Origin of the sequence: Streptomyces sp. NPDC058284, from assembly GCF_042881135.1 — a bacterium.
Taxonomy (GTDB): domain Bacteria; phylum Actinomycetota; class Actinomycetes; order Streptomycetales; family Streptomycetaceae; genus Streptomyces.
Genome location: NZ_JBHVYE010000002.1, coordinates 456,406 through 475,742, shown reverse-complemented (window position 1 = coordinate 475,742; position 19,337 = coordinate 456,406). Strand labels below are relative to the sequence as shown.

Sequence of the window (19,337 nt, the reverse complement as noted above, 5' to 3'; positions counted from 1 at the left end):
GGCCATGAGTGACGACGCCCCCGCCAAGAGCCCGAACGCGGGCAAGAAGGCCAAGGACCTCAACGAGGTCATCCGCTACACGCTGTGGTCCGTCTTCAAGCTGCGCGACGTGCTGCCCGAGGACCGTGCCGGATACGCCGACGAGGTCCAGGACCTGTTCGACCAGCTCGCCGCCAAGGACATCACCGTCCGCGGCACCTACGACGTCTCGGGCCTGCGTGCCGACGCCGACCTGTTGATCTGGTGGCACGCCGAGACCGCCGACGAGCTGCAGGAGGCCTACAACCTCTTCCGCCGCACCAAGCTGGGCCGCGCCCTTGAGCCGGTCTGGTCGAACATGGCGCTGCACCGCCCCGCCGAGTTCAACAAGTCGCACATCCCGGCGTTCCTCGCCGACGAGACGCCGCGCAACTACGTCAGCGTCTACCCCTTCGTGCGCTCCTACGACTGGTACCTGCTGCCCGACGAGGACCGCCGCCGCATGCTCGCCGACCACGGCAAGATGGCCCGCGGCTACCCCGACGTGCGCGCCAACACGGTCGCCTCGTTCTCCCTCGGCGACTACGAGTGGCTCCTGGCCTTCGAGGCCGACGAGCTGTACCGCATCGTCGACCTCATGCGTCACCTGCGCGCCTCCGAGGCCCGCATGCACGTACGCGAAGAGGTGCCGTTCTACACCGGCCGCCGCAAGTCCGTCGCGGAGCTGGTGGCGGGCCTGGCGTAACCGCCCCGTTCCACGCACCGGGCGGGCGCGGCGACCGGATTACGGTCGCCGCGCCCGCCCGGCGCGCTGTGACGGACTAGCGCTCTCTCGGCAGTTCCGCCGTCCGTACGCCGGACGTCGGCTCCGGCTCCTTGTGCGGTGCGCATGCCGCGCGCCGGACGGGGAGCCGGCCCTCCAGGAGGTATGCGTCCAGGTGGCCGTTGACGCACTTGTTGGGGCCGCCCGCGATGCCGTGCGTGCCCGCGGCCTGCTCGGTCACCAGGACCGAGTCCGCCAGCCTGCGGTGCAGTTCCTTCGCCCCCCGGTACGGCGTCGCCGCGTCGCGCTCGGCGGCGAGGATCAGTGTCGGGGGCAGTACGCCCTCGGCGGTGCCCACGTCGACGGGCCGCTGCCGGGGCGCCTTCCAGTAGGCGCACGGCAGGTTCATCCAGGCGTTGTCCCAGGTCTCGAAGGGTGCCAGGCGCGCGAGGTGCGTGTTGTCGCGGTCCCAGGTGGCGAAGTCGGTGGGCCAGGGCGCGTCGTTGCACTCGACCGCGGTGTAGACGGCGGTCCCGTTCTCCGACTCGGCGGCCCCCCTCGGCTCGGGAGAGGCCATCTCGATCAACGGCTTGGGGTTGCCCTTCAGGTACGCGGAGAGCGCCGCGGCGCGCGTCGGCCAGTAGTCGTCGTAGTACCCGGCCTGGAGGTAGGCGGACTGCAGCTGCCCGGGGCCGACCTTGCCGCCCGCGGGCTTGTGGGCCAGTTCGGCGCGCACCCTCTCGTAGCTGCGGAGCACCTGCTCGGGCGATTTCCCCAGGTGGTACGTGCGGTCGTGCTTGGCCACCCAGGTGCGGAAGTCCGCCCACCGCCGCTCGAAGGCCAGGGACTGTTCGAGGTTGTTGCCGTACCAGACCTGCTCGGGGTCGGGGTTGACCGCCGAGTCGAAGACCATGCGGCGCACGTGCGAGGGGAAGAGCGTCGCGTAGACGGCCCCGAAGTACGTGCCGTACGACGCTCCCATGAACGTCAGCTTCTTCTCGCCGAGCGCCGCCCGCAGCACGTCCAGGTCGCGCGCGTTGTTCAGTGACGTGTAGTGGCGCAGCCCGGGGTTGCGGGCCGCGCAGCCGCGCGCGTACGCCTTCGCCCGAGCGACGCGCTCCCGCTTGTACGCGGCGTCGGGGTGGACCGGCGACTGTGTGGGCGCCTTGATGTGCTTCGTCGGATGCTGGCAGGACAGCGGCGCCGAGCGGCCGACCCCGCGCGGGGCGTAGCCGACCAGGTCGTACGCCGCGGCGATGCGCTTCCACTCGGGGATGGCGCCGACCAGCGGGAAGTACATGCCGGATGCGCCGGGCCCGCCGGGGTTGAAGACCAGCGCGCCCTGTCGGCCGACCTTCTTGCCCGCGGCCCGCCGGGTGGCCTGGGTGCGGCTGACGGTCAGTTTGATCTGCTTGCCGTCGGGGCGGGCGTAGTCGAGGGGGACGGTGACGGTGCCGCACCGCAGCGAGGGCGGGAGGCCCTCGGCCTTGGCGCAGGCGCCCCAGCGGATGCCGGCGGCCTCGGCGCGCTGGGCCGCGACGGCGGTGCCGCGTGTCTCGGGGGCGGGGGCGGGGGTGGGGCCGCTCGCGCTTCCCGCGGGGGCGGCGACGAGGGCGGTCAGGACCAGGGATCCGGCGGTTCCATAGCGGACGGCTGCTGCTCTCATCGCGCGTGTCTTCCCCTTTTTGTTCGGCTGAGCGTTCCGGAAGGTGCTCGAACAAAAGGGATGATTCGTGTGGTAATTGGTGAAGTAAAGCACCGCCCTGCCGGTGTCGGCTCAATGCCCCCGTTGAGCCGCTTCCCGGGGCGGCCGGTGCGAGAAGGCCGCCCGCAGCCCGGGGTCGCCCGAGGCGCGGACCCCGCGCACGGCCACGGCCGTGAGCCCCTCGCCGCGCGCGGGCAGGGCGCCCAGGAGCCGCTGGCCCGCCGGTGACGCCCAGCGGGTGTACGGATGGACCTCGACGCGGGCGATGAGCAGGCAGGCCGTGCACACCAGCAGCGGCAGCGCGAACCAGGCCGCGACGGGCACCTGCCCGGCGGCGCCCCCCTCCTGCCCCGGCATCAGCACCGCGACGGCGCCGAGCGCGAGAACCGCGACTGTCGCGGCGCGCACCTGGCGGACCGCGGCCGCGACGCCCGAGCCCGCGTCGTCAGGGACGGCGAGGCCCGCCGTGACGAGCCGGTCCGCGAGGGCCCGCACCGGATCGGCGGCGGCCACGCCCCGCCGCACCCTCGCTATCGGCGACTGCCCGGCGGGCCCGATGGCACCCAGCACCGAACGCTCCATCTCGTCACGGCCCACCGGGTCGACGACGGTCGCCCAGCCGGTGTGCGCGATCAGCAGCCGCCGGGCTCCGGCCATCGCGACGAGCGTCACGTCGGCGACGCGGGCGGGGCCGCCGGACAGGAACGCCGCCTCGTAGAGGGTGAGTTCGTGCCCGCGTGCGGCGGCCTTCTCCTGTGCGGCGGCGCGGCTCGCGGCGAGGCAGAGCCGGCCGCAGGACAGGCCGGCCGCGGCCCAGGCGAGGAGGAACAGAGGGACCCAGAACATGGCGGCTTTCTATGCGACGACGCCGCGTCGCGCCATGGTCTATTCACCATGCGGACAATCGGTGACAGGTAGGTAACGTTCCGCTTTGGGCGGGAGGCCGCCGGAGGCAGCGGGAAGGTGGGCGACGGAGTGACCGGGGCGGCCGGGCCGGGGGTGTCCGTCGGGCCCGGTGGGGGCGGCGTACTGGTCGCAGGGGGCGCCGGTCCTGAGGTCGCCGCGTCCCGGGCGAGGGCGTCGAAGTCGACGAGGCCGGTGGCCTCAAGCACCTTCATGTGGTCGAGGACCGTCGTGTTCGCGTCGTCGGCCAGCGCGCGCACCAGGGAGTTACGGGTGTTCGCCCGCACCTCGGCCACCAGCGCGAAGACCTTGCCGTGGGCGCGGCGCAGGATGTTCGCGAACTTCCCGTCGTACGTCTCGTCATGGGCGGCGCTCAACTCCCCGAGCCAGCCGCGCTGTCGGGGGTTCGGCTGGCTGGGCAGTTCGAGGCCGAGCCGGGTCGCCACCTCGCGTACGCGCGCGTCGAGGAACGTGTGGCCCTCGACGAGGTGCTCGCCCGCGGCGCGCACGGCCCCGGTGGTGCCGCGCTCCTCGGCCTGCTGTCCGGCGGGCAGCTCCCACAGGCCCGCGAGCCGCACCTTGGTGATGAAGTCCCGGTCCAGGGCGGACAGCGGCCCGAAGTCGGTCGCCACGGCCTCGGCGTCGAGCCGGGCGAGACCGGTGCCCGAGCGGTCCTCGTAGGACCAGAGGGGGAAGAGCAGCGCGGCCAGGGTCGCGAGGAGCCCCGCGACGATGAGGCCGGTGCCGTTGACGGTTCGGGATCGCATGACGCCTCCTGTTGCGCCACCGCACGCTAGTGCGTGCCCGGTGGGGCGCGGCCCGATACGGCCGGGAGTACGTCAACTGCCATAGGGCGGACGCCGGTTGCCGGGCTCGGCGTGCGCCCTCAGAAGAAGTAGGGCGAGCTGCTCAACCTGACCCGCCGCCCCCGCCCCCGCCCCCGCATGAGGAGCCACCCCCGCCGCCCCCACAGGACGAGCCACCCCCTCCGCCGCACGAGGACCCGCCCCCGCAGGAGGACCCGCTCCCTCCGCCGCACGTCGAACCGCCGCCCCCGCAGGACGACCCGCCCCCGCCGGAACAGGAGGAACCGCCGCCCGCCCCGCACCACACGGCCGTCCCGCCTCCCGCGCTCCCCGCACCCGTACCCGGGCTCCGGTAGGGCGCGATGTACGGGCCCGCAGGAGCCGTTGGCTGCACGCGGGTCCTGGCGGCAGCGATCAGCTGGGACCGCAGCTCCGGGTGGGCCGCCGCGAGGCCGCGGGTCGCCACCAGGTGGGCCGCGCCCGTCAGGTGGCCCGACGAGGCGACGTACTCGCGCAGGGCGGACCGCCCGGCGACGGTGAGCTGTTTCGACGTGACCGACAGGCAGATCAGGCCGGTCGCGACGCCGAAGACGAGGGCGGGCAGCAGCGCGAGGACGGAGTCGAGCGCGGCGTCGGGCTCCCCCGACGCGGGGTACGCGTCCAGTTTGAGGAACAGGGTCAGCATGGCCGCGACCATGAATCCGAAGAGGCTCAGGAGTGCCAGCAGCCCGGCCCGTACCCGCCACTTGCGCTGCCGCCCCGGCCGCACCACGAGGCCGCGCCGCGCGAGCGCATCCCCTGTCTCCTGCACCGGCGCGCTGCGCATCACCGCCGCCCGCAGCCAGTGCAGCGCGCCGCTGGGTGCCGCGGCGTGCGCGTCGATGACCGCCTGCTCGCCGGAGTTCCGCGCGGCGGGCCGGGCGATGCCGACGACGCCGGGCCCGGCGACGACCAACCTGCCGTCCTCGTGCAGCCCCGCGATCAGCGCGTCGGCGGCGCGGGCGGGCCCGCCGGAGAGGAACGCCGCCTCAAGGGTGCCCCGGACGAAGGCGCCGTGCTCGGCGTCGGGCGGGGGGCCGGCCCGATGGGGGGACCTGGTGCGGCGGGCGGCCACCACACCCCTGATCAGCTCCGCGGCGGCGAGTGAGACGACGACCGTGTACCCGGCGCCCATCATGTCCACGGTGTTCACAAGGTCACCGCCTCAGCAGGACCCGGCGGGTGGCGTGCAGCAGTCTCGCTGCGGGCCGCCGCGACAGCGGCGCCGGGCCGGACCGTTCGAGCCACCAGTCGCTCAGCCGCCGCCCGGCCTCCGCGTCGTCCGGCCGCCCCGCGAGCAGCAGATGCTCGGCGAAGTGCAGCGCGTCGTGGCGGTAGCCGCCCGTCATGGGCCGGGAGCGCGCGTACGCGAGGAACTCCGCGCGGTACGCCGCTCCCAGGATCTCCGGCAGCTCGGGCGCGACCTTCGCCACGACGTCGGCCCGCTTGGCGGCCAGTGCGTGGCTCTGCACCCTCAGCCGCACGTGGTCGAAGCCCTCGGGCGCCGGGGTGCCCGCGACGAGAGCGGAGAGCAGGGCGGTCTGCGCGAGTGCGGTGCGCTGCCGGGCGGCGGGGGCCGCGGGCGGCACCTCGCGCCGGACGCCCGCACTCTCCGACGGCAGCTCTCCGGATGCCTTCACGGTGGCCCGAATGGCGTCCAACTCCCGCTCCAACTCCGCCGGTTCGGGGAAGTTCTCGTCCCGCTCCAGGAGGACACCCGGCGGGGAGACGCGCGACGCGAGGTCGGCGAGGATCGCGAGGACGGGCTCCGGCACCGGGTGCGCGTGACTGTCGTGCCAGACGCCGTCCCGCTCGAAGCCGCCCGCCACATGGACGTACGCGATGGCCTCGACCGGCAGTTCGTCCAGCGCCTTTGCCGGGTCCTCGCCCCGGTTGACGTGGTTGGTGTGGAGGTTGGCGACGTCGATGAGCAGCCGTACGCCCGTACGCTCCACGAGCTCGTACAGGAACTGCCCCTCCGTCATCTCCTCGCCGGGCCAGGCGATCAGCGCCGCGATGTTCTCCACGGCGAGCGGGACGGGCAGCGCGTCCTGGGCGACGCGGATGTTCTCGCAGAGCACGTCGAGCGCGTCGCGGGTGCGCGGCACCGGCAGCAGGTGCCCGGCCTCCAGGGGCTGGGTGGCGGTGAGGGCGCCACCGGCGCGTACGAACGCGATGTGCTCGGTGACGAGCGGCGAGCCGAGGGCCTCGGCCCGCTCGGCGAGCGCGGTCAGGCGCCCCTCGTCGGGGCGGTCCGCGCCGCCGAGTCCCAGCGAGACGCCGTGCGGCACGACGGTCACCCCGCGCTCGCGCAGCCGCAGCAGGGACTCGGGCAGATGCCCCGGGCAGAGGTTCTCCGCGACGGCCTCGACCCAGTCGATGCCGGGCATCGCCTCCACGGCCGCCGCGATCTCAGGCCGCCACCCGATGCCGGTCCCGAGCCGCGACGCGGAACTCCGCCCCACGCCCGGGCCCCGCCTCATCTCCGGACTGAGCATGTCGCTCCCCCTTCGTCCCCCGGACCCCCCGGTCCTCCGCTCCCAGACCATGGCCCGGGCGGGCGGCGGTGAACCCTCGGTCGGAGACGTTCAGAGCTACATTTGAGGTTCCGGCCGGGCGGTGTTGATCCGTCCGGCCGGCGCGGGTGAGGGGCGGGACGTGGTGGAGATGTCGCCGCTCGGCCCGGCGGGCGCCGGCGCCGGGGGAGTGGCACCGGACGGCGGCGGGGGCCCGGTGGGGCTGGCCGTCGCGGTCGACGCGGCGCCGTTCGCGATCCCGTCGAAGTCGACGAGCCCGGTGGCCTCCAGCATCGTGATGTGGTCGAGGACGGTCTGGTTGGCGTCGGTGGCGAGCTGCCGGACGAGCGAGTTGCGGGTGCTGTCGCGGACCTGGGCGATCATGCCGAAGACCTTACCGTGCGAGGCGCGCAGCAGGTTGGCGAACTTGCGCTGGTACGTCTCGCCGCTCGCCGCGGTCAGCTCCGCGAGCCAGCCCTGCTGCTGCTCGGTGGGCTGGTTGGGCAGCTCCACGCCGAGTTGCGCGGCGGCCGTACGGGTGCGCTGGTCGAGGTCGGTGTGGCCGACGATGAGGTGGTCCCCGGCCGCCTTGATGGCCTCGGTCGGCGCCCGTTCGACGGCCTGCTGCCCCGCGGGTATCTCCCACAGTCCCGCGAGGCGCACCTTCACCAGCAGGTCCCGGTCGGCCGCGGAGAGCGGACCCCACCGGGTGGCGACGGACCCGGCGGCCAGATTGGCGGGCCCGGTCCCGGAGCGGTCGGCGTACGACCACACCGGGAACGCGATCGCGCCCAGCGTGGCGACAAGTGCCGCGATGATCAGAGCCGTGCCGTTGACGCGCCGCAAGGTGCCTCCCGTGGTGCTCCCGTGTCGCCGGTGATACCAGGAGGTACGGAAGATGCGGGCGGGGCGTTCAACGGCGCGCGTCCCAATCGGGTGAGCATCTCGGCGAGGGGTGAGGCGTCGGCCGGTACGGGCAGCGGCGGGGCGAACGCGGCCCCGGGAACCCGCCGTTCGGGGCCCGCGGGCACGCGCCGCGCGACCGCGAGCGCCGCGGCGAGAACTTCGTCGGGGAAGGTGACGGGGACGCCGAGCGTGGCCGCGACGTCCCACGCGTGCACCACGTAGTCGAGAAGGTGGAACCCGACGGCGACCCGCCCGGGAAAGCTTCCGCCGATCTCGGGCAGCGTGAACCGCTGTTCCGTGGCTGCTGCCGCGTACTCGGCGAAGGCGGCGACGACGTGCCGCACGGATTCCTCGTAACGGGCCAACGGGTCGCTGCCGAGGTTGAGTTCGAGCCAGAACGTACGGTCGTCACCCGCCCCTCGCGCCGCTGCCGCGAAGCCGTGGTGCTGGGCGGTCATGTGCGTCACGAGGCGGCGCAGGTCCCAGCCCGCGCACGGGGTGGGGCACTCCCAGTCCGACGCGTCGCGGACGTGGGACAGGACCTGGAGCGAGGTGTGGACGGCGGTGCGGTCGAGGGTGACGAGACCGGTCATGGCGTACCTGCTTCCTCGGTGGGGGCGGGGCGCGTGATCCGTGGCGGCATGACGTCAGCATAAAACTAAACGAACGATCGTGCTGACTTTTTCCGGAGAAACTTCGGGGGCACCTCCGCTGATGCGTACCGCCCTGCGAGGCGTCAGGTCACGGGAGTCGGGGGACCAGCGCCGCATCCGTCGCCGCCGCGCGCAGCCGCGTCGTGATGCCCGTGCCCGCCCGCCGGTACGCGTCCGGCGCGCCGTGCAGGACCGAGTGCGCGTTGGCCGTCTCCATGAGGGCGACGAGTTCGAAGGCGAGCTGGGCGACATCCGTGTCCGCCCGCAGCTCGCCGGTGTCGCGCGCCTCGCCAAGGCACCGCTCCACCTGCGCGGTCCAGCCGCGGTCGGCGTCGGCCAGCGCGTCGTGCACGGCCCCTTCGCGGGCGTCGTACTCGGCGATCGCCCCGTAGAAGAAGCAGCCGCCGGGGAAGACGCGCCGCTCCGAGTACTCCAGCCAGGCCGCGCAGAGCCGCCACGCCCGTCCGATGCCGGGCGGCTCCTGGCGGGCGGGCTCGACCACCGCGTCGAGGAAGATGCGCCCCGCCGCCCTGATGGTCGCCAGCTGCAGTTCCTCCTTCGACCCGAAGAGCGCGAACACCCCGCTCTTGCTGAGGTTCAGCTCGGTGGCGATGCGCCCGAGCGACAGCGCTCCGAGCCCTTCGACGGAGGCGATGTCGACGGTGCGGCGCAGCACGAGGCGGCGGGTCTGGTTGCCGCGCTCGACCCGGCCGTCGAGCCGTCCCCCGGCCGAGGACGCCCCGCCGGTCACGGTCGACCCCGGCGTGCGCCCGGTGCCTTGCGTTCCGCTCTCACCCGCGTGTTCCCCTGTCCGATCCTGACCGATGTCCGAGTCCTGGCCGCACCCTAACGCCGTGGTGGTCGGCGGCGTAACTCCAGCTCAAGCAGCAATTCCACTTCGGGCAACAATGCCGTGCCGAAGTTCCCATTGTGGCAATGCCGGACTCCTCCGCAGGATGAGTGACGTACCGAACCACCACCACCTGCGAGGTTTCACTTGATCGTCATCACCGCCCCCACCGGCAACATCGGCAGCCACCTGCTCCCCCTCCTGCTGGACTCCGCTCCCGTCCGTGGCGAAGAGCTGCGCGTCGTGGTCCGCGATCCCGCCCGGCTGCCCGACGCGGTGCGCGAGCGGGTCGAGGTGATCACCGGTTCGCACGGTGACGCCGAGGTCGTCGACCGGGCCTTCGACGGTGCGGACGCCGTGTTCTGGCTCGTTCCGCCGGACTCCTCACTGACGCCGGACGCGGCCTACCGCGGCTTCACGGGACCCGCCGCGAAGGCCCTCGCCACGCACGGCGTCGGCCATGTGGTCGGCGTCTCCGCGCTGGGCCGCGGCACCCCGCTCGCCGACCGCGCCGGACTCGTCACGGCCTCCCTCGCCATGGACGACCTCATCGCGGGGACCGGCGTCGCCTACCGGGCCCTGGCCAATCCGTCCTTCTACGAGAACGTCCTCGAGGAGGCCGAATCGATCCGGGACAAGGGCGTCTTCACCGACAACACCGACCCCGACCGCAAGGCGCCCATGGTCGCCGTCGCCGACATCGCGGCCGTCGCCGCCCGTCTCCTCCTCGACCGCTCGTGGACCGGCACCGACGACGTCCCGGTCCTCGGACCGCGGGACCTGTCCCCGAACGACCTGGCCCGCATCATCACCGAGCAGCTGGGCCGCCCCGTCCGATACGAACGCCAGTCGCTCGGCGAGATGTACCCCACCCTCGTCGGCTACGGCCTCAACGAGGCCTTCGTCCAGGGCATTTGCGACATGAAGCGGGCCAAGGACGCGGGCCTCGACGCGGGCGTCACCCGTACCGGGGGCACCGCGACGCCCACCACTTTCGAGCAGTGGTGCGCCGACACCCTCATGCCCGCCGTCCGCGGCGACTGACTACCCGTCACCCGCGTACGGCCGCACCACCAGAGCCCACCGCACCAGAGTCCACCGCACCAGAGTCCACCGCACCAGAACCCAGAACACCGACCGCCGCTTCGGAGGCACATCCCATGACCACCCAGGAAACCGCAACCGCAACCGCACCCGCGACGCAGGCCGCACAGCCGCCCGTCACCGCGTTCATGCTCGTCAAGACCACACCCGAATGGCTCGCCATGACGCCCCAGAAGAGGGTGGACGCCTTCGTGACCGAGGTCATCCCCGCCATCAAGGCCAAGACCACCGGTGTCCGGTCGCGCTTCTACGACACGGAGTTCTACTCCACCCGCGTCACCGACGTCTGGGTCTGGGAGGCCGACGACCACAACGCCTACCAGCTCCTCATCGACGCACTGCGCGAAACCCCGTTCTGGGACCGCTACTTCGAGGTCGTCGACCTCCTCGTCGGCACCGAGAACGGCTACGCCCGCACGTACGGCGTCGAGGCCGTCACCACCATTAGCACCTGACACCAGGGCTCATGCGCGACACCAGGGCTCATGCACGCGGGAGCGATCCGACGCGGCTCACCCCTTCGACCGCGACGGTCTTCCCCGGGGCGATCTCCGTGAAGCCCGCGTCGCGGACCACCGGGTTGCCGCCCGCGGTGACCTCGCGCCAGCGGTCCGCGTCGGCGGTGCGGACGGAGAGCGGGAAACCGGCGTCGCGCCAGGCCGCGCGCTCCTCGTCCGACAGCTCCCACCAGGCCAGCTGGGCGCCGTGGCCCGCCTGGGCCATCGCCTTGCCCGCCGTCATGCCGACGTGGGGATTCATCCAGAGGACGGGGTGCGTCGGGTCGGCGCCGGGCGGCGGCTCCGGGTCGTCGAGTTCGGTGCCGGACACCTGGAGCCGGGCCAGCTCCTTGGGCCAGCCGTCAAGCGGCACCGGCGGGAAGACGCGGACCTCGGCCGACTTGCCGGTGACCGTGATGCCGGGCAGCGCCTCGGCCCTGCGCCACTCGGCGCCGCGCGCCCGCCGCACCACCTTGCGGATGCGGGCGTCCTCCCAGTCGCGCATGGCCCGCGCCCACTCGCCGTCGCCGAGCGAACGCTCGTCGCTCAGCATCACCAGGACGGCGCGGGCCGCCGTCTCCAGGGCGTCCGTGCGGGCCGGGGGCGCGGCGCGTTCGATGCGCGCGACCAGCGGCAGCACGAACTGCGGGGCCTCGTCGCGCCAGGTGCTCGCATGGCGGAACGGGGTGTCCTCGGCGGCCGCGGCGGCCGGCTCTGCGGGGGTGGTCGTCTCGTCGCTGCTCACACCCGCCAGTCTGCCAGCCTCCCGGCCGGGAGATCGGCCCTGCCCCGTGCTCCGTGCGGTGCTCGTGGGGCGTACGCGAGGATGACCCGCATGGAACGTGATCTCGCTGTGCGGCTCGACGGGGTGGGCCGCCGCTACGGCATGCGTGGCGCATGGGTGCTGCGCGGAGTCGACCTCGGCATACCGGCGGGCGCCCTGGTACGGGTCGAAGGCGGCAACGGTACAGGAAAATCGACGTTGTTGAGGCTGCTCGCCGGAATCGACGCGCCCTGTGAGGGCCGGGTGTCGGGGCGTCCGCGCACGGCGTTCGTGCCCGAACGCTTCCCGGCCGCAATGCCGTTCACGGCGCTCGGCTACCTCACGCACATGGGCCGCGTCCACGGGCTCGCGCACGGGGCCGCCCGGCGGAGCGCGGCGCAGTGGCTGGAGCGCTTCGGCGCCGGCGGGTACGCGCGCACCCCGCTGTCCGAGCTCTCCAAGGGCAGCAGTCAGAAGGTCGCCGTGGCGCAGGCCCTGCTCGCCGAACCCGAGCTGCTCATCCTCGACGAGGCGTGGACCGGCCTGGACTCCGCCGCCCGCGCCGAACTCGACCGCGCGGTGGGTGAGCGCACGGCGGCGGGCGGCTCGGTGGTCTTCGTCGACCACGACCCGCGCCGCCTCCAGGGGGTGGCGGAGGAGACGTACGTACTGGCGGGCGCGGCGCTCAACCGCCGCACTGTACAGGCGACTTCACAGTGTTGGCAGGGGCCGACGGTTCTCATCGAGACCCAGGGCCCACCGGGCGCCGGACTCCCGGCCGCGGTGACGGCGGCGGCCGTGACGGTGTCGGCCATGACGGGTTCGGCCGTGGCGGCGGGCCCGGACGCGTCCGCCGGGCCCACGCGTCTCACCGTTCCCGCACCTCACTCGGACCGGGTCCTGCGGGAACTCCTGACGGCGCGACCGCCGTGGCACGTGGCGAAGGTGATGAGGGTGACGGAAGCGGTGGAGGCGGGCGCGGTGGAGGCGATGGAAACGGCGGACGGGGAGGTGCTGTGATGCGCGCCCTGCTGCGCTATCGCACCGCCCTGCTCGTGCGGTCCCAGCGGTGGCTTCCGCCCGTCATCCTGTACGCCGTGTTCCTCGGCATCGGCGTGCAGGGCGGGCAGCCCATCCTGGACTCACTCGCGTACGCCGCCGGGGGCTTGCTCCCCGTGACCGCCTGGCTGGTCCGGATCTGCGTGACCAATGAGCCGCCCGCTGCCCGCGGTTGCGTCGCCGCGGCCGCCGGGCCGGGGCGGGCCCACCTCGCCTCGCTGCTCGCCGCGCTCCTTGCGGCGTCCGCACTCGGCGGGGCGGCCGTCCTCGTAGTGACGGCCATCAGCGACGCGTCGAGCACGAACGCGCGGGTGCCGGTGCCGCGCCTGTCCGCGGGCGCGGCCGGTCTGCTCGCGATGCTGGTCAGCGCGCTGCTCGGCACCGCGCTCGGGGCGCTCGCCAACTGGCCCCTGCTGCGTTCCGCGGGGCGCGCCGTCCCCGCGTCGCTGCTCGGCGCGCTGTTCCTGCTCGTCACCACGGGCTCCCCGGCGAAGTCGGTCCTCACCGATCTGACCACGGGGTCTAGGGACGGCGTGGTGCCGGCGTCGCCGGGCGCACTGGCGGCTGCGGCGGCCGTCGCGGCGGCGGCGATGTGGGCGGCGTGCGTGCTCAGCTCGCGGCGCGGGTGACGCTGGAGGAGGGCGTACGGAACGGGAGGGGGCGAAGTGCCGGTTCCCTGCCCTGCCTCACCCCGAGCAGGCCGAGCGCTGCGCCTCCTGCCACGTGCAGACCGGGCAGAGCGTGACGCCCTTGTGGGACTCCGGGTACTCGGTGGGCGCGCGGCACAGGACGCACTCGGCGAAGGGCTCGCCCGATGCGGCCGGGGCCGGGTCCGGGGTCGGTGCGGGTGCCGATGCCGGAGCGCAGTAGTCGTCGTCCGCCGTTTCCGCCATGTCCGCCAGCCTACGACCTGGGCCGGGAGTCCCGGCCCTCCCGGCCGCCCCGGGTGCCCGCCGCTCCCACCGACCGGATCTGCTCCGACACCCGGACGAACCGGTACCCGCGCTCGCGCAGCTCGGGGACGATCGTGCGCAGTGCGCGCTCCGTCGTGGGCGCCGCGCTGCGCGTGCAGTGCATGACGACGACCGAGCCGGGCCGCACCCCGTCGAGCACCTGCCGGGCCACCGCGCCGGAGTCGGTCGCGAAGGCGTCGCCGCTGACCACGTCCCACTGCACGGCGGTGACGCCGCCGGGCGCGAGCGCGCGCAGGGCCTGCCGGTCGTAGCAGCCGCCGGGGAAGCGGAAGTACGGCACCGGGTGCTCGACGCCCGCCCCGCGCAGGGCGGCGAAGGCGCGCTCCATGTCGGCGCGCATACCGGCGGCGGGCACGGTCGGCAGGCCGTAGCAGCTGCCGGTGAAGGCGTGGTGACTGTACGAGTGGTTGGCGACCTCGAAGAGCGGGTCGCGGCCGATGGCCTTGGCCTGCGCCGGGTACTCCTCGGCCCACCGCCCCGTCATGAAGAACGTGGCGGGCACCTTCAGCCGCCGCAACGTGGCGACCAGGGCCGGATGATCGAACCGCTCACCGGCAGCCGCGCGCGGCCCCTGGTCCGCGGTCATGTCGGCGTCGAAGGTGAGGGCGACGGTGCGGCCGTGCTTCCGCGACCCGTTCGTGAACACCGGGGTCAGGCCGGAGGGGCCTGGCGCGAGGGTGGGCGGCGCGGACGACGAGGGGGCGGCGGTGGCCCCCGCGGGCCGGTCGTGACCGGGCGTGGCGGTGTCGCCCGCGCATCCGGCGAGGGTGACGAGGGCGGCGGTCAGGGCGCCGAGGGCGCAGAGCGCGGCGGGTCTCCGTACGAGAGTGATCACCCGGTGAAGATATAGGCATTAATACGTCAAATAGGACAACATGCCGTGCCGCCTCACTCCACCGGCGCCCATCGACGCGACTGACACCCATCGACGCGACTGACACCCATCGACGCCACCGATGCCCATCGACGCCACTGACACCCTCTGGCGCCCGCCCGCCTCACACCCAGCCGTCGAGCGAGCCCATGAACGCGTCGAAGTCGTCGCGGTGGATGGTGTGCCCCGCGCCCCGCACCGTCCGCACCTCGAAGCCGCGCCGCGCCAGCTCCTCCTTGAGCGCGCCGTCCACGACGATGCTGGGGTCCGAGACCTGCACCAGTGACGGCACGACGGGGGCGGCCGGGGTGTGGTCGACGGCGTTCGTGCCGGAGATCGACAGTGCGGTGTCCGGGTCCCAGGCGGCGAGCGTGGCGGCCTCGATGTCCACGTCGGCCGCCTCCCAGCGCGGGTTGAACTTCGCTATCAGGGCGCGGGGGACCCGCTGGAACTCCACGAACACCGCCGGGTCGACCGCGCCTTCCGCGCCGAGCGCCCAGGCCGGGTCGGAGTAGACGGCGCGCGCCGGGGCGAGCCGCTCGACGGCGAGGGCCAGGGCGAGGCCGCCGAGCGAGTGCCCGAGGGCGAGTTCGGCGCCGGCCGGCAGGGTGTCGACGAGGTCGTCCGCGAAGACCTTCGCCCCGTACTCGCCGCGCCCGCTCGCCCCGTGCCCCCGCAGGTCGACGCCGATCACGCGGTAGCCCCTGTCGGCGAGAGCGGGCCCCACGCGCCGCCAGGTGCGGTGGTCCGACATGATCCCGTGGACCAGGACGGCGACGCGGTCGCCGGTTCCCCACTCGTGGGTGTGCAGCTTCATGGTGGTGCCTCTCTCGTACGCGCCCTGCTGGTCCGCCGGACCGGACGGAGGGCATGCCCGAATCCTGCCCGCAGGCCGGAACGCCCGGCCGCCCGGACCCCTCTTCCCAGGTGCTCAGCCGCACACGCCGCCGCACGGACGCCTCGCGCCGCACCCACCTCTCGCGCCGCGCTGACGTCCCGCTCACGCACTCCGTCCGCGGCACTCATCACCGCACTCCGGATATGCCCGGCATAGCACATCACCTGGCCGTTTATCGGTTGTTGATCGGCTGCGGAGATTCTCCGCAGGTCCGTGTCCGGCACGGGCGAACGGAAACGACCGGAGGTATGCACATGAAGGTTGTCCGCTCCCTCAAGAAGAAGATCACCGGCGAGAAGAGCCTCAAGGCCTACGCCTGGTACCACTGGTACTAGGCCGACGAGGCAGTCGCCGCGCGCATCCCGCGCGGATGCGCATCCCACGGGGACCGATGTGACGACCCGTCACGTGCCCTGGGGACGTGACAGGACGTCCCCGTGGGGACGTAACGCGCCGTCGAGGCTCGTGCCCGGTGTGCCGTGACCCGGCCGCCGGGCGCGGGCCTCCCGCTTCTGGAGACTCCCGATGTCCATACCCGGTACCGCCAGGATCGCGCGGGCCACCGTCTTCACGCCGCGACTCCACGCCCTGCTGCGCGACCACCGCGGCCAGGACGTGTTCCGCCTGGACCACGACACGGTCGGCGTCGCCGGCGCCGCGCTGACCGACCGGATCCTCGCCGCGCGGCCCGCCACCGAGCGCGAACGCCCCACCTTCAAACCGCTGCACGGACGCTCCATCCCGCGCACCGAGGCGTCCACCGTCATGCAGGCCATCGGACGGGACGTACGGACGGCGCTGAAGAAGCCGGTGCCGGGCGGCATCGACCTCTCCGGCGAGTGGCCCCACGTCGGCCACGTGTACCTGCGCGACCTGATCCTCGGCGCCGACCCGTACCGGCTGCGCATCCTCATGGACCGCACCCTGGAGCTGACGCCCAAACTGACCTGGACGGTCATCGCCACCGGCGCCGCCCTGCCGGGCAGGCTCCGGCCCGGCGCGCCCGTCACCAGCATCGCGGGCCTGACCGCGAACGCCACGACGTACAGCGACCGGCGCTACGCCATGGGCCTGTACCGCAGGGCCGCCGCCCCGGTCTGCTTCACCGTCTCGACGCTCGTCGCCAACGCGTACTGGCTCGGGGCGCCGTTCGACGACGAGACGCCGAACGAGCACATCCTGTACGAGTCGATGCGGCTGCTGCCACCATCCTGGAACATCCTGCGGAACGCGTCCCCCGAGTACCCCGCCCTCGACGACCGCATCGGCGCGGGCGACGACGTCCTGCTGCTCCCGCTGCTCAGCCACCGCGACCCCGCCCTCTGGGACGACCCCGACACGTTCAGGGCCGGACGCTGGGCCGACCTCGACCCCGACGACCACCCCGGCTACCTCCCCTTCGGCCACGTCTCCGAACGCTGCTGGGGCCGGCACATGGTGATGCCGCTGGCCGGGATGCTGCTCGACATCCTGCGGTCCGACGGCGTGGGCGTCGACCCTCGGCAGGCCACCGCGAAGGTGCCGCTCGCGGGCCTGCTCGGCGTGGACAAGGTGCGGCTGGTGCGGCAGGGAAGCGGCGTGCGCTAGCGAGCGGCCGGCAGGGCGGCGGAACACCGGATGCCGCGCTCGTACGCCTGGACGCGGTGGCCCCGTACCTCGGTGTCCGCGCAGCGCGTGAAGTGCGTACAGGCGCAGTTCAGCCGGAAGTCATGTGTGTGTCGGTGCGGGTGGCGGGAGTTCACGCGAAACACCCCCAGAAGTAATCGCGGCTGGTTGGATGACCGGGCGTTCGGACAACGGCCGCCGCTTCGTCAGCGGCCGGAACCGCCGCGACCAGCCCCCCACCCTCAGGAGTTTCCGTGCCGCACACCGCGCTGCGCAGGACCCACGCGGCGACCGTCACCGCCGTCCTCGCCGCCGCCACGTTCGCCGCCGTCGCCCCGTCCGCGACCGCCGCCGACGCGTCCGCCGCCGCTCCTCCCTCGCTCAAAGTGCTCACGTACAACACCTTCCTGTTCAGTAGGGTGGGTCAACTCTAGTAGGGGGTTGGGGTGGGCGAAGATATCGAGCGACCTTATGACGGCTGCGGAAAGTGCCTGGTAGGGGTACGTCGGCTGTCGCGGAAGACAGACGCCACGTGGTCGCCGGAGCGGCAACGGGAGAACGTCCTGTCGGCCGTGCGCAGCGTGGATGGCCACGTCATTGCGTGGGCTGATGACTGGGAAATCTCAGGCGCCACAAATCCTATGGCGCGCCCCAAGTTGGGACCCTGGCTGCGCAGTGAGCGCGGCCCGTATGACGGTATCGCGGGTGCTGCCGTCGACCGAATCGGACGTAGCCTCGTCGATTGTCTCAATACGGGCTACAAGATGCGTGATGAGGGGAAGCTCCTCGTCACCTATGGTCACGACGGCCCGTGGGACCTGGACGACCCAGTCGACGAGAACCGGTTCACTATGGAGGCGTGGGGCGCGCAGATGGAATTGCGCGCCACGCAGCACCGAAACCGCGACGAGACGGTGAAGGCGCGGACTCAAGGCCGTAAGCGGGGCAAGCATTCTTACGGGTACCGGTATGTCCGGCTGCATGCGAAGGCCAACATCGATCACGTGGCGTTGGATCGCGGAGAAGATATGCCGCCTGAAGTCCAGGATCGGGAGCGAGCCGTCGACATCCTCCGGGGCGTAGCTAACCGGATCCTCGCGGATGAGACGGGTGACGTAACGGAGTACAGCGAAGCTGCGCGGCTCACACGGGAGAAGGTCTATTCGCCAGCGGACCACGAACGTGTCATGGCCGGTAAGGAGCCCCGTGGGACGCCGTGGGACGGTGGCGCGTTGGCCAAGATGCTGATGTCGGAGGCCGCGCTCGGGTACCTCATGCACAAGGGACGCCCGGTGCTCGACAGTGACACCGGAAACCCCGTTCGCTTGGCGCCTCAGCTCTGGAACAGGGCTACGCACGTCGCACTCGTCGCGAAACTCGGACCGAAGAAGAGGGATTCGAAGCGGGCGCCTAGCGGCGAACATCTTCTGTCCGACCGGGCCCGTTGCGGCGTCTGCGGATACCGCCAGTACCGCACGGGAAATCCCGTCGCGATGACCTGTAAATCGCGCTCGAAGGGTCTCAGCGACTGCAAGCCGTCCCCGACTATCTACGTCAGTTACCTGGAGGAGTCCCTCACCGGTTGGTTTCTGGAGACATACGGCCACCATCAGTACATGGAGACGGTCTACGACCCTGGGAATGGTGTCGAAGAGGCCCTCAGTGAGGTTCTGAACGACAGGAACCGACTGCGAGACGACCGCGCGGCAGGGCTGTACGAAGACGAGGACGACGCCCAGTGGTACCGCGCGCGTTACACCGAACTGACTGGGGAGGCTGAACGGCTTCGTGCCGAACCCATCCGCCCGGCGGGCATGGTGACGCGGCCAACCGGAGAGACCGTCAGGTCCAGGTGGGAAGGTGCAGCCCACGACGGGGAGCGCCGGGCAATCCTGGCTGAGTTTGACGTCACTGTGAGGGTGTGGCCGTACGGGCACACGCCACGGTGGCAACCGTTCGTTGGAGACGTCGACCCTGACGCGGACATTGCCTCCTCCGTCCAGGCTCTTCGGGAGCGATCGGCAGGAGACGTGCCCCTCAAGGTCACGTCGAGGTAAGTCTGGCCAATTCGCCAACGTCGACGAGCGTCCTCATTATCCACAGGGGGCTGTGGGTAACTCCAATGGGTGACTATGGCGCCGTGAACTGTTGCGCTGTGTAGCCGACTTGGCCACTTCAGGGGCCAAAGTGCCAAACCCAACCCCTTATTTCTATCTCTCTCTAACGCGTCAAGGAGAGAAGTGAAAACAGGGGTTAGTTGGGCGGTTTGTGCGCGGGAGCTGACGGGGGAGGACGACGAGCAAGATCACTCCCGCGTCACACGCGCCCCATTACATAGGTAGGAGGGAACGCGCGGCCGTTGCGAATGGCGAGCGGTCCGACCCTCCTTCGACGGCCGGCGCCGCTCCTGCGCTCCCCGTACTCTCCTCCGGGTTGAAGCGCG

General features: G+C 72.4%; 20 protein-coding genes and 1 pseudogene. 9 read left to right on the top strand and 12 right to left on the bottom strand.

Annotated features, from left to right (window positions below; translation table 11 throughout):
* The first annotated feature begins 4 nt into the window (after nucleotides 1–4).
* On the top strand, nucleotides 5–724 hold the full coding sequence (gene hemQ, locus ACFVYR_RS05350) for a hydrogen peroxide-dependent heme synthase (protein WP_384262423.1): 720 nt from the start codon (nucleotides 5–7) through the stop codon (nucleotides 722–724).
* A gap of 76 nt (nucleotides 725–800) precedes the next feature.
* Here hemQ and ACFVYR_RS05345 read toward each other — a convergent pair whose 3' ends face one another.
* From ACFVYR_RS05345 to ACFVYR_RS05310, 8 genes and pseudogenes are all read right to left on the bottom strand, one after another.
* Nucleotides 801–2,408, bottom strand: a complete 1,608-nt coding sequence (locus ACFVYR_RS05345) for an alpha/beta hydrolase (RefSeq protein WP_384248655.1) — start codon at nucleotides 2,406–2,408, stop codon at nucleotides 801–803.
* A gap of 111 nt (nucleotides 2,409–2,519) precedes the next feature.
* Nucleotides 2,520–3,293, bottom strand: a complete 774-nt coding sequence (locus ACFVYR_RS05340) for a TIGR04222 domain-containing membrane protein (protein WP_384248652.1) — start codon at nucleotides 3,291–3,293, stop codon at nucleotides 2,520–2,522.
* An 86-nt stretch (nucleotides 3,294–3,379) separates the two neighbouring features.
* Nucleotides 3,380–4,117 (bottom strand): annotated as a pseudogene (locus tag ACFVYR_RS05335) (DUF4142 domain-containing protein); the annotation flags it as partial.
* A 142-nt stretch (nucleotides 4,118–4,259) separates the two neighbouring features.
* Nucleotides 4,260–5,348 (bottom strand): TIGR04222 domain-containing membrane protein, encoded by a 1,089-nt coding sequence (locus ACFVYR_RS05330; RefSeq protein WP_384248649.1) that lies wholly within the window; start codon nucleotides 5,346–5,348, stop codon nucleotides 4,260–4,262.
* Nucleotides 5,349–5,352: 4 nt separating this feature from the next.
* Nucleotides 5,353–6,693: a DUF692 domain-containing protein gene (locus ACFVYR_RS05325; protein WP_384248646.1), complete on the bottom strand. Its 1,341-nt coding sequence runs from the start codon at nucleotides 6,691–6,693 to the stop codon at nucleotides 5,353–5,355.
* A 96-nt stretch (nucleotides 6,694–6,789) separates the two neighbouring features.
* Nucleotides 6,790–7,557 carry a DUF4142 domain-containing protein gene (locus ACFVYR_RS05320; RefSeq protein WP_384248644.1) on the bottom strand — a complete coding sequence of 256 codons (768 nt, stop codon included), beginning with the start codon at nucleotides 7,555–7,557 and terminating at the stop codon, nucleotides 6,790–6,792.
* The gene (locus ACFVYR_RS05315; protein WP_384248641.1) at nucleotides 7,530–8,210 is read right to left on the bottom strand and encodes a TIGR03086 family metal-binding protein; all 681 of its coding nucleotides are present in this window, start codon (nucleotides 8,208–8,210) and stop codon (nucleotides 7,530–7,532) included. Before ACFVYR_RS05315 ends, ACFVYR_RS05320 begins: the two co-directional genes overlap by 28 nt.
* Nucleotides 8,211–8,358: 148 nt before the next feature.
* A complete protein-coding gene (locus ACFVYR_RS05310; protein ID WP_384248639.1) occupies nucleotides 8,359–9,021 on the bottom strand; it encodes a TetR/AcrR family transcriptional regulator in 663 nt (220 codons plus the stop codon).
* Between the two features lie 246 nt (nucleotides 9,022–9,267).
* On the opposite strand from ACFVYR_RS05310, the gene ACFVYR_RS05305 reads away from it, so the two are divergent.
* Nucleotides 9,268–10,164, top strand: coding sequence for an NAD(P)H-binding protein (locus tag ACFVYR_RS05305; protein WP_384248636.1), 897 nt, complete (start codon nucleotides 9,268–9,270; stop codon nucleotides 10,162–10,164).
* A gap of 116 nt (nucleotides 10,165–10,280) precedes the next feature.
* The gene (locus ACFVYR_RS05300) at nucleotides 10,281–10,679 is read left to right on the top strand and encodes a darcynin family protein (protein WP_384248634.1); all 399 of its coding nucleotides are present in this window, start codon (nucleotides 10,281–10,283) and stop codon (nucleotides 10,677–10,679) included.
* A gap of 28 nt (nucleotides 10,680–10,707) precedes the next feature.
* Here the strand turns inward: ACFVYR_RS05300 and ACFVYR_RS05295 are convergent, their stop codons facing one another.
* Nucleotides 10,708–11,466, bottom strand: a complete 759-nt coding sequence (locus ACFVYR_RS05295) for a peptidyl-tRNA hydrolase (RefSeq protein WP_384248631.1) — start codon at nucleotides 11,464–11,466, stop codon at nucleotides 10,708–10,710.
* A 90-nt stretch (nucleotides 11,467–11,556) separates the two neighbouring features.
* Here ACFVYR_RS05295 and ACFVYR_RS05290 point away from each other — a divergent pair, with 90 nt between their 5' ends.
* Nucleotides 11,557–12,504 carry an ATP-binding cassette domain-containing protein gene (locus tag ACFVYR_RS05290; RefSeq protein WP_384248629.1) on the top strand — a complete coding sequence of 316 codons (948 nt, stop codon included), beginning with the start codon at nucleotides 11,557–11,559 and terminating at the stop codon, nucleotides 12,502–12,504.
* The gene (locus ACFVYR_RS05285) at nucleotides 12,504–13,172 is read left to right on the top strand and encodes an ABC transporter (protein WP_384248627.1); all 669 of its coding nucleotides are present in this window, start codon (nucleotides 12,504–12,506) and stop codon (nucleotides 13,170–13,172) included. Before ACFVYR_RS05290 ends, ACFVYR_RS05285 begins: the two co-directional genes overlap by 1 nt.
* Before the next feature lie 57 nt (nucleotides 13,173–13,229).
* On the opposite strand, the gene ACFVYR_RS05280 is transcribed toward ACFVYR_RS05285, so the two are convergent.
* The 3 genes from ACFVYR_RS05280 to ACFVYR_RS05270 form a co-directional block, all read right to left on the bottom strand.
* Nucleotides 13,230–13,436, bottom strand: coding sequence for a hypothetical protein (locus ACFVYR_RS05280; RefSeq protein WP_384248625.1), 207 nt, complete (start codon nucleotides 13,434–13,436; stop codon nucleotides 13,230–13,232).
* A gap of 10 nt (nucleotides 13,437–13,446) precedes the next feature.
* A complete protein-coding gene (locus ACFVYR_RS05275) occupies nucleotides 13,447–14,352 on the bottom strand; it encodes a polysaccharide deacetylase family protein (protein WP_384248622.1) in 906 nt (301 codons plus the stop codon).
* A 163-nt stretch (nucleotides 14,353–14,515) separates the two neighbouring features.
* Nucleotides 14,516–15,208, bottom strand: coding sequence for an alpha/beta fold hydrolase (locus ACFVYR_RS05270; RefSeq protein ID WP_384248619.1), 693 nt, complete (start codon nucleotides 15,206–15,208; stop codon nucleotides 14,516–14,518).
* Between the two features lie 53 nt (nucleotides 15,209–15,261).
* On the opposite strand from ACFVYR_RS05270, the gene ACFVYR_RS05265 reads away from it, so the two are divergent.
* From ACFVYR_RS05265 to ACFVYR_RS05250, 4 genes are all read left to right on the top strand, one after another.
* The gene (locus tag ACFVYR_RS05265; protein ID WP_384248617.1) at nucleotides 15,262–15,624 is read left to right on the top strand and encodes a tryptorubin family RiPP precursor; all 363 of its coding nucleotides are present in this window, start codon (nucleotides 15,262–15,264) and stop codon (nucleotides 15,622–15,624) included.
* A 190-nt stretch (nucleotides 15,625–15,814) separates the two neighbouring features.
* On the top strand, nucleotides 15,815–16,876 hold the full coding sequence (locus ACFVYR_RS05260) for a cytochrome P450 (protein WP_384248615.1): 1,062 nt from the start codon (nucleotides 15,815–15,817) through the stop codon (nucleotides 16,874–16,876).
* Between the two features lie 272 nt (nucleotides 16,877–17,148).
* Nucleotides 17,149–17,328 (top strand): hypothetical protein, encoded by a 180-nt coding sequence (locus tag ACFVYR_RS05255; protein WP_384248612.1) that lies wholly within the window; start codon nucleotides 17,149–17,151, stop codon nucleotides 17,326–17,328.
* Nucleotides 17,329–17,340: 12 nt separating this feature from the next.
* Entirely contained in the window at nucleotides 17,341–18,951 is a 1,611-nt protein-coding gene (locus tag ACFVYR_RS05250) for a recombinase family protein (protein ID WP_384248610.1), read from the top strand.
* Nucleotides 18,952–19,337: the final 386 nt, after the last annotated feature.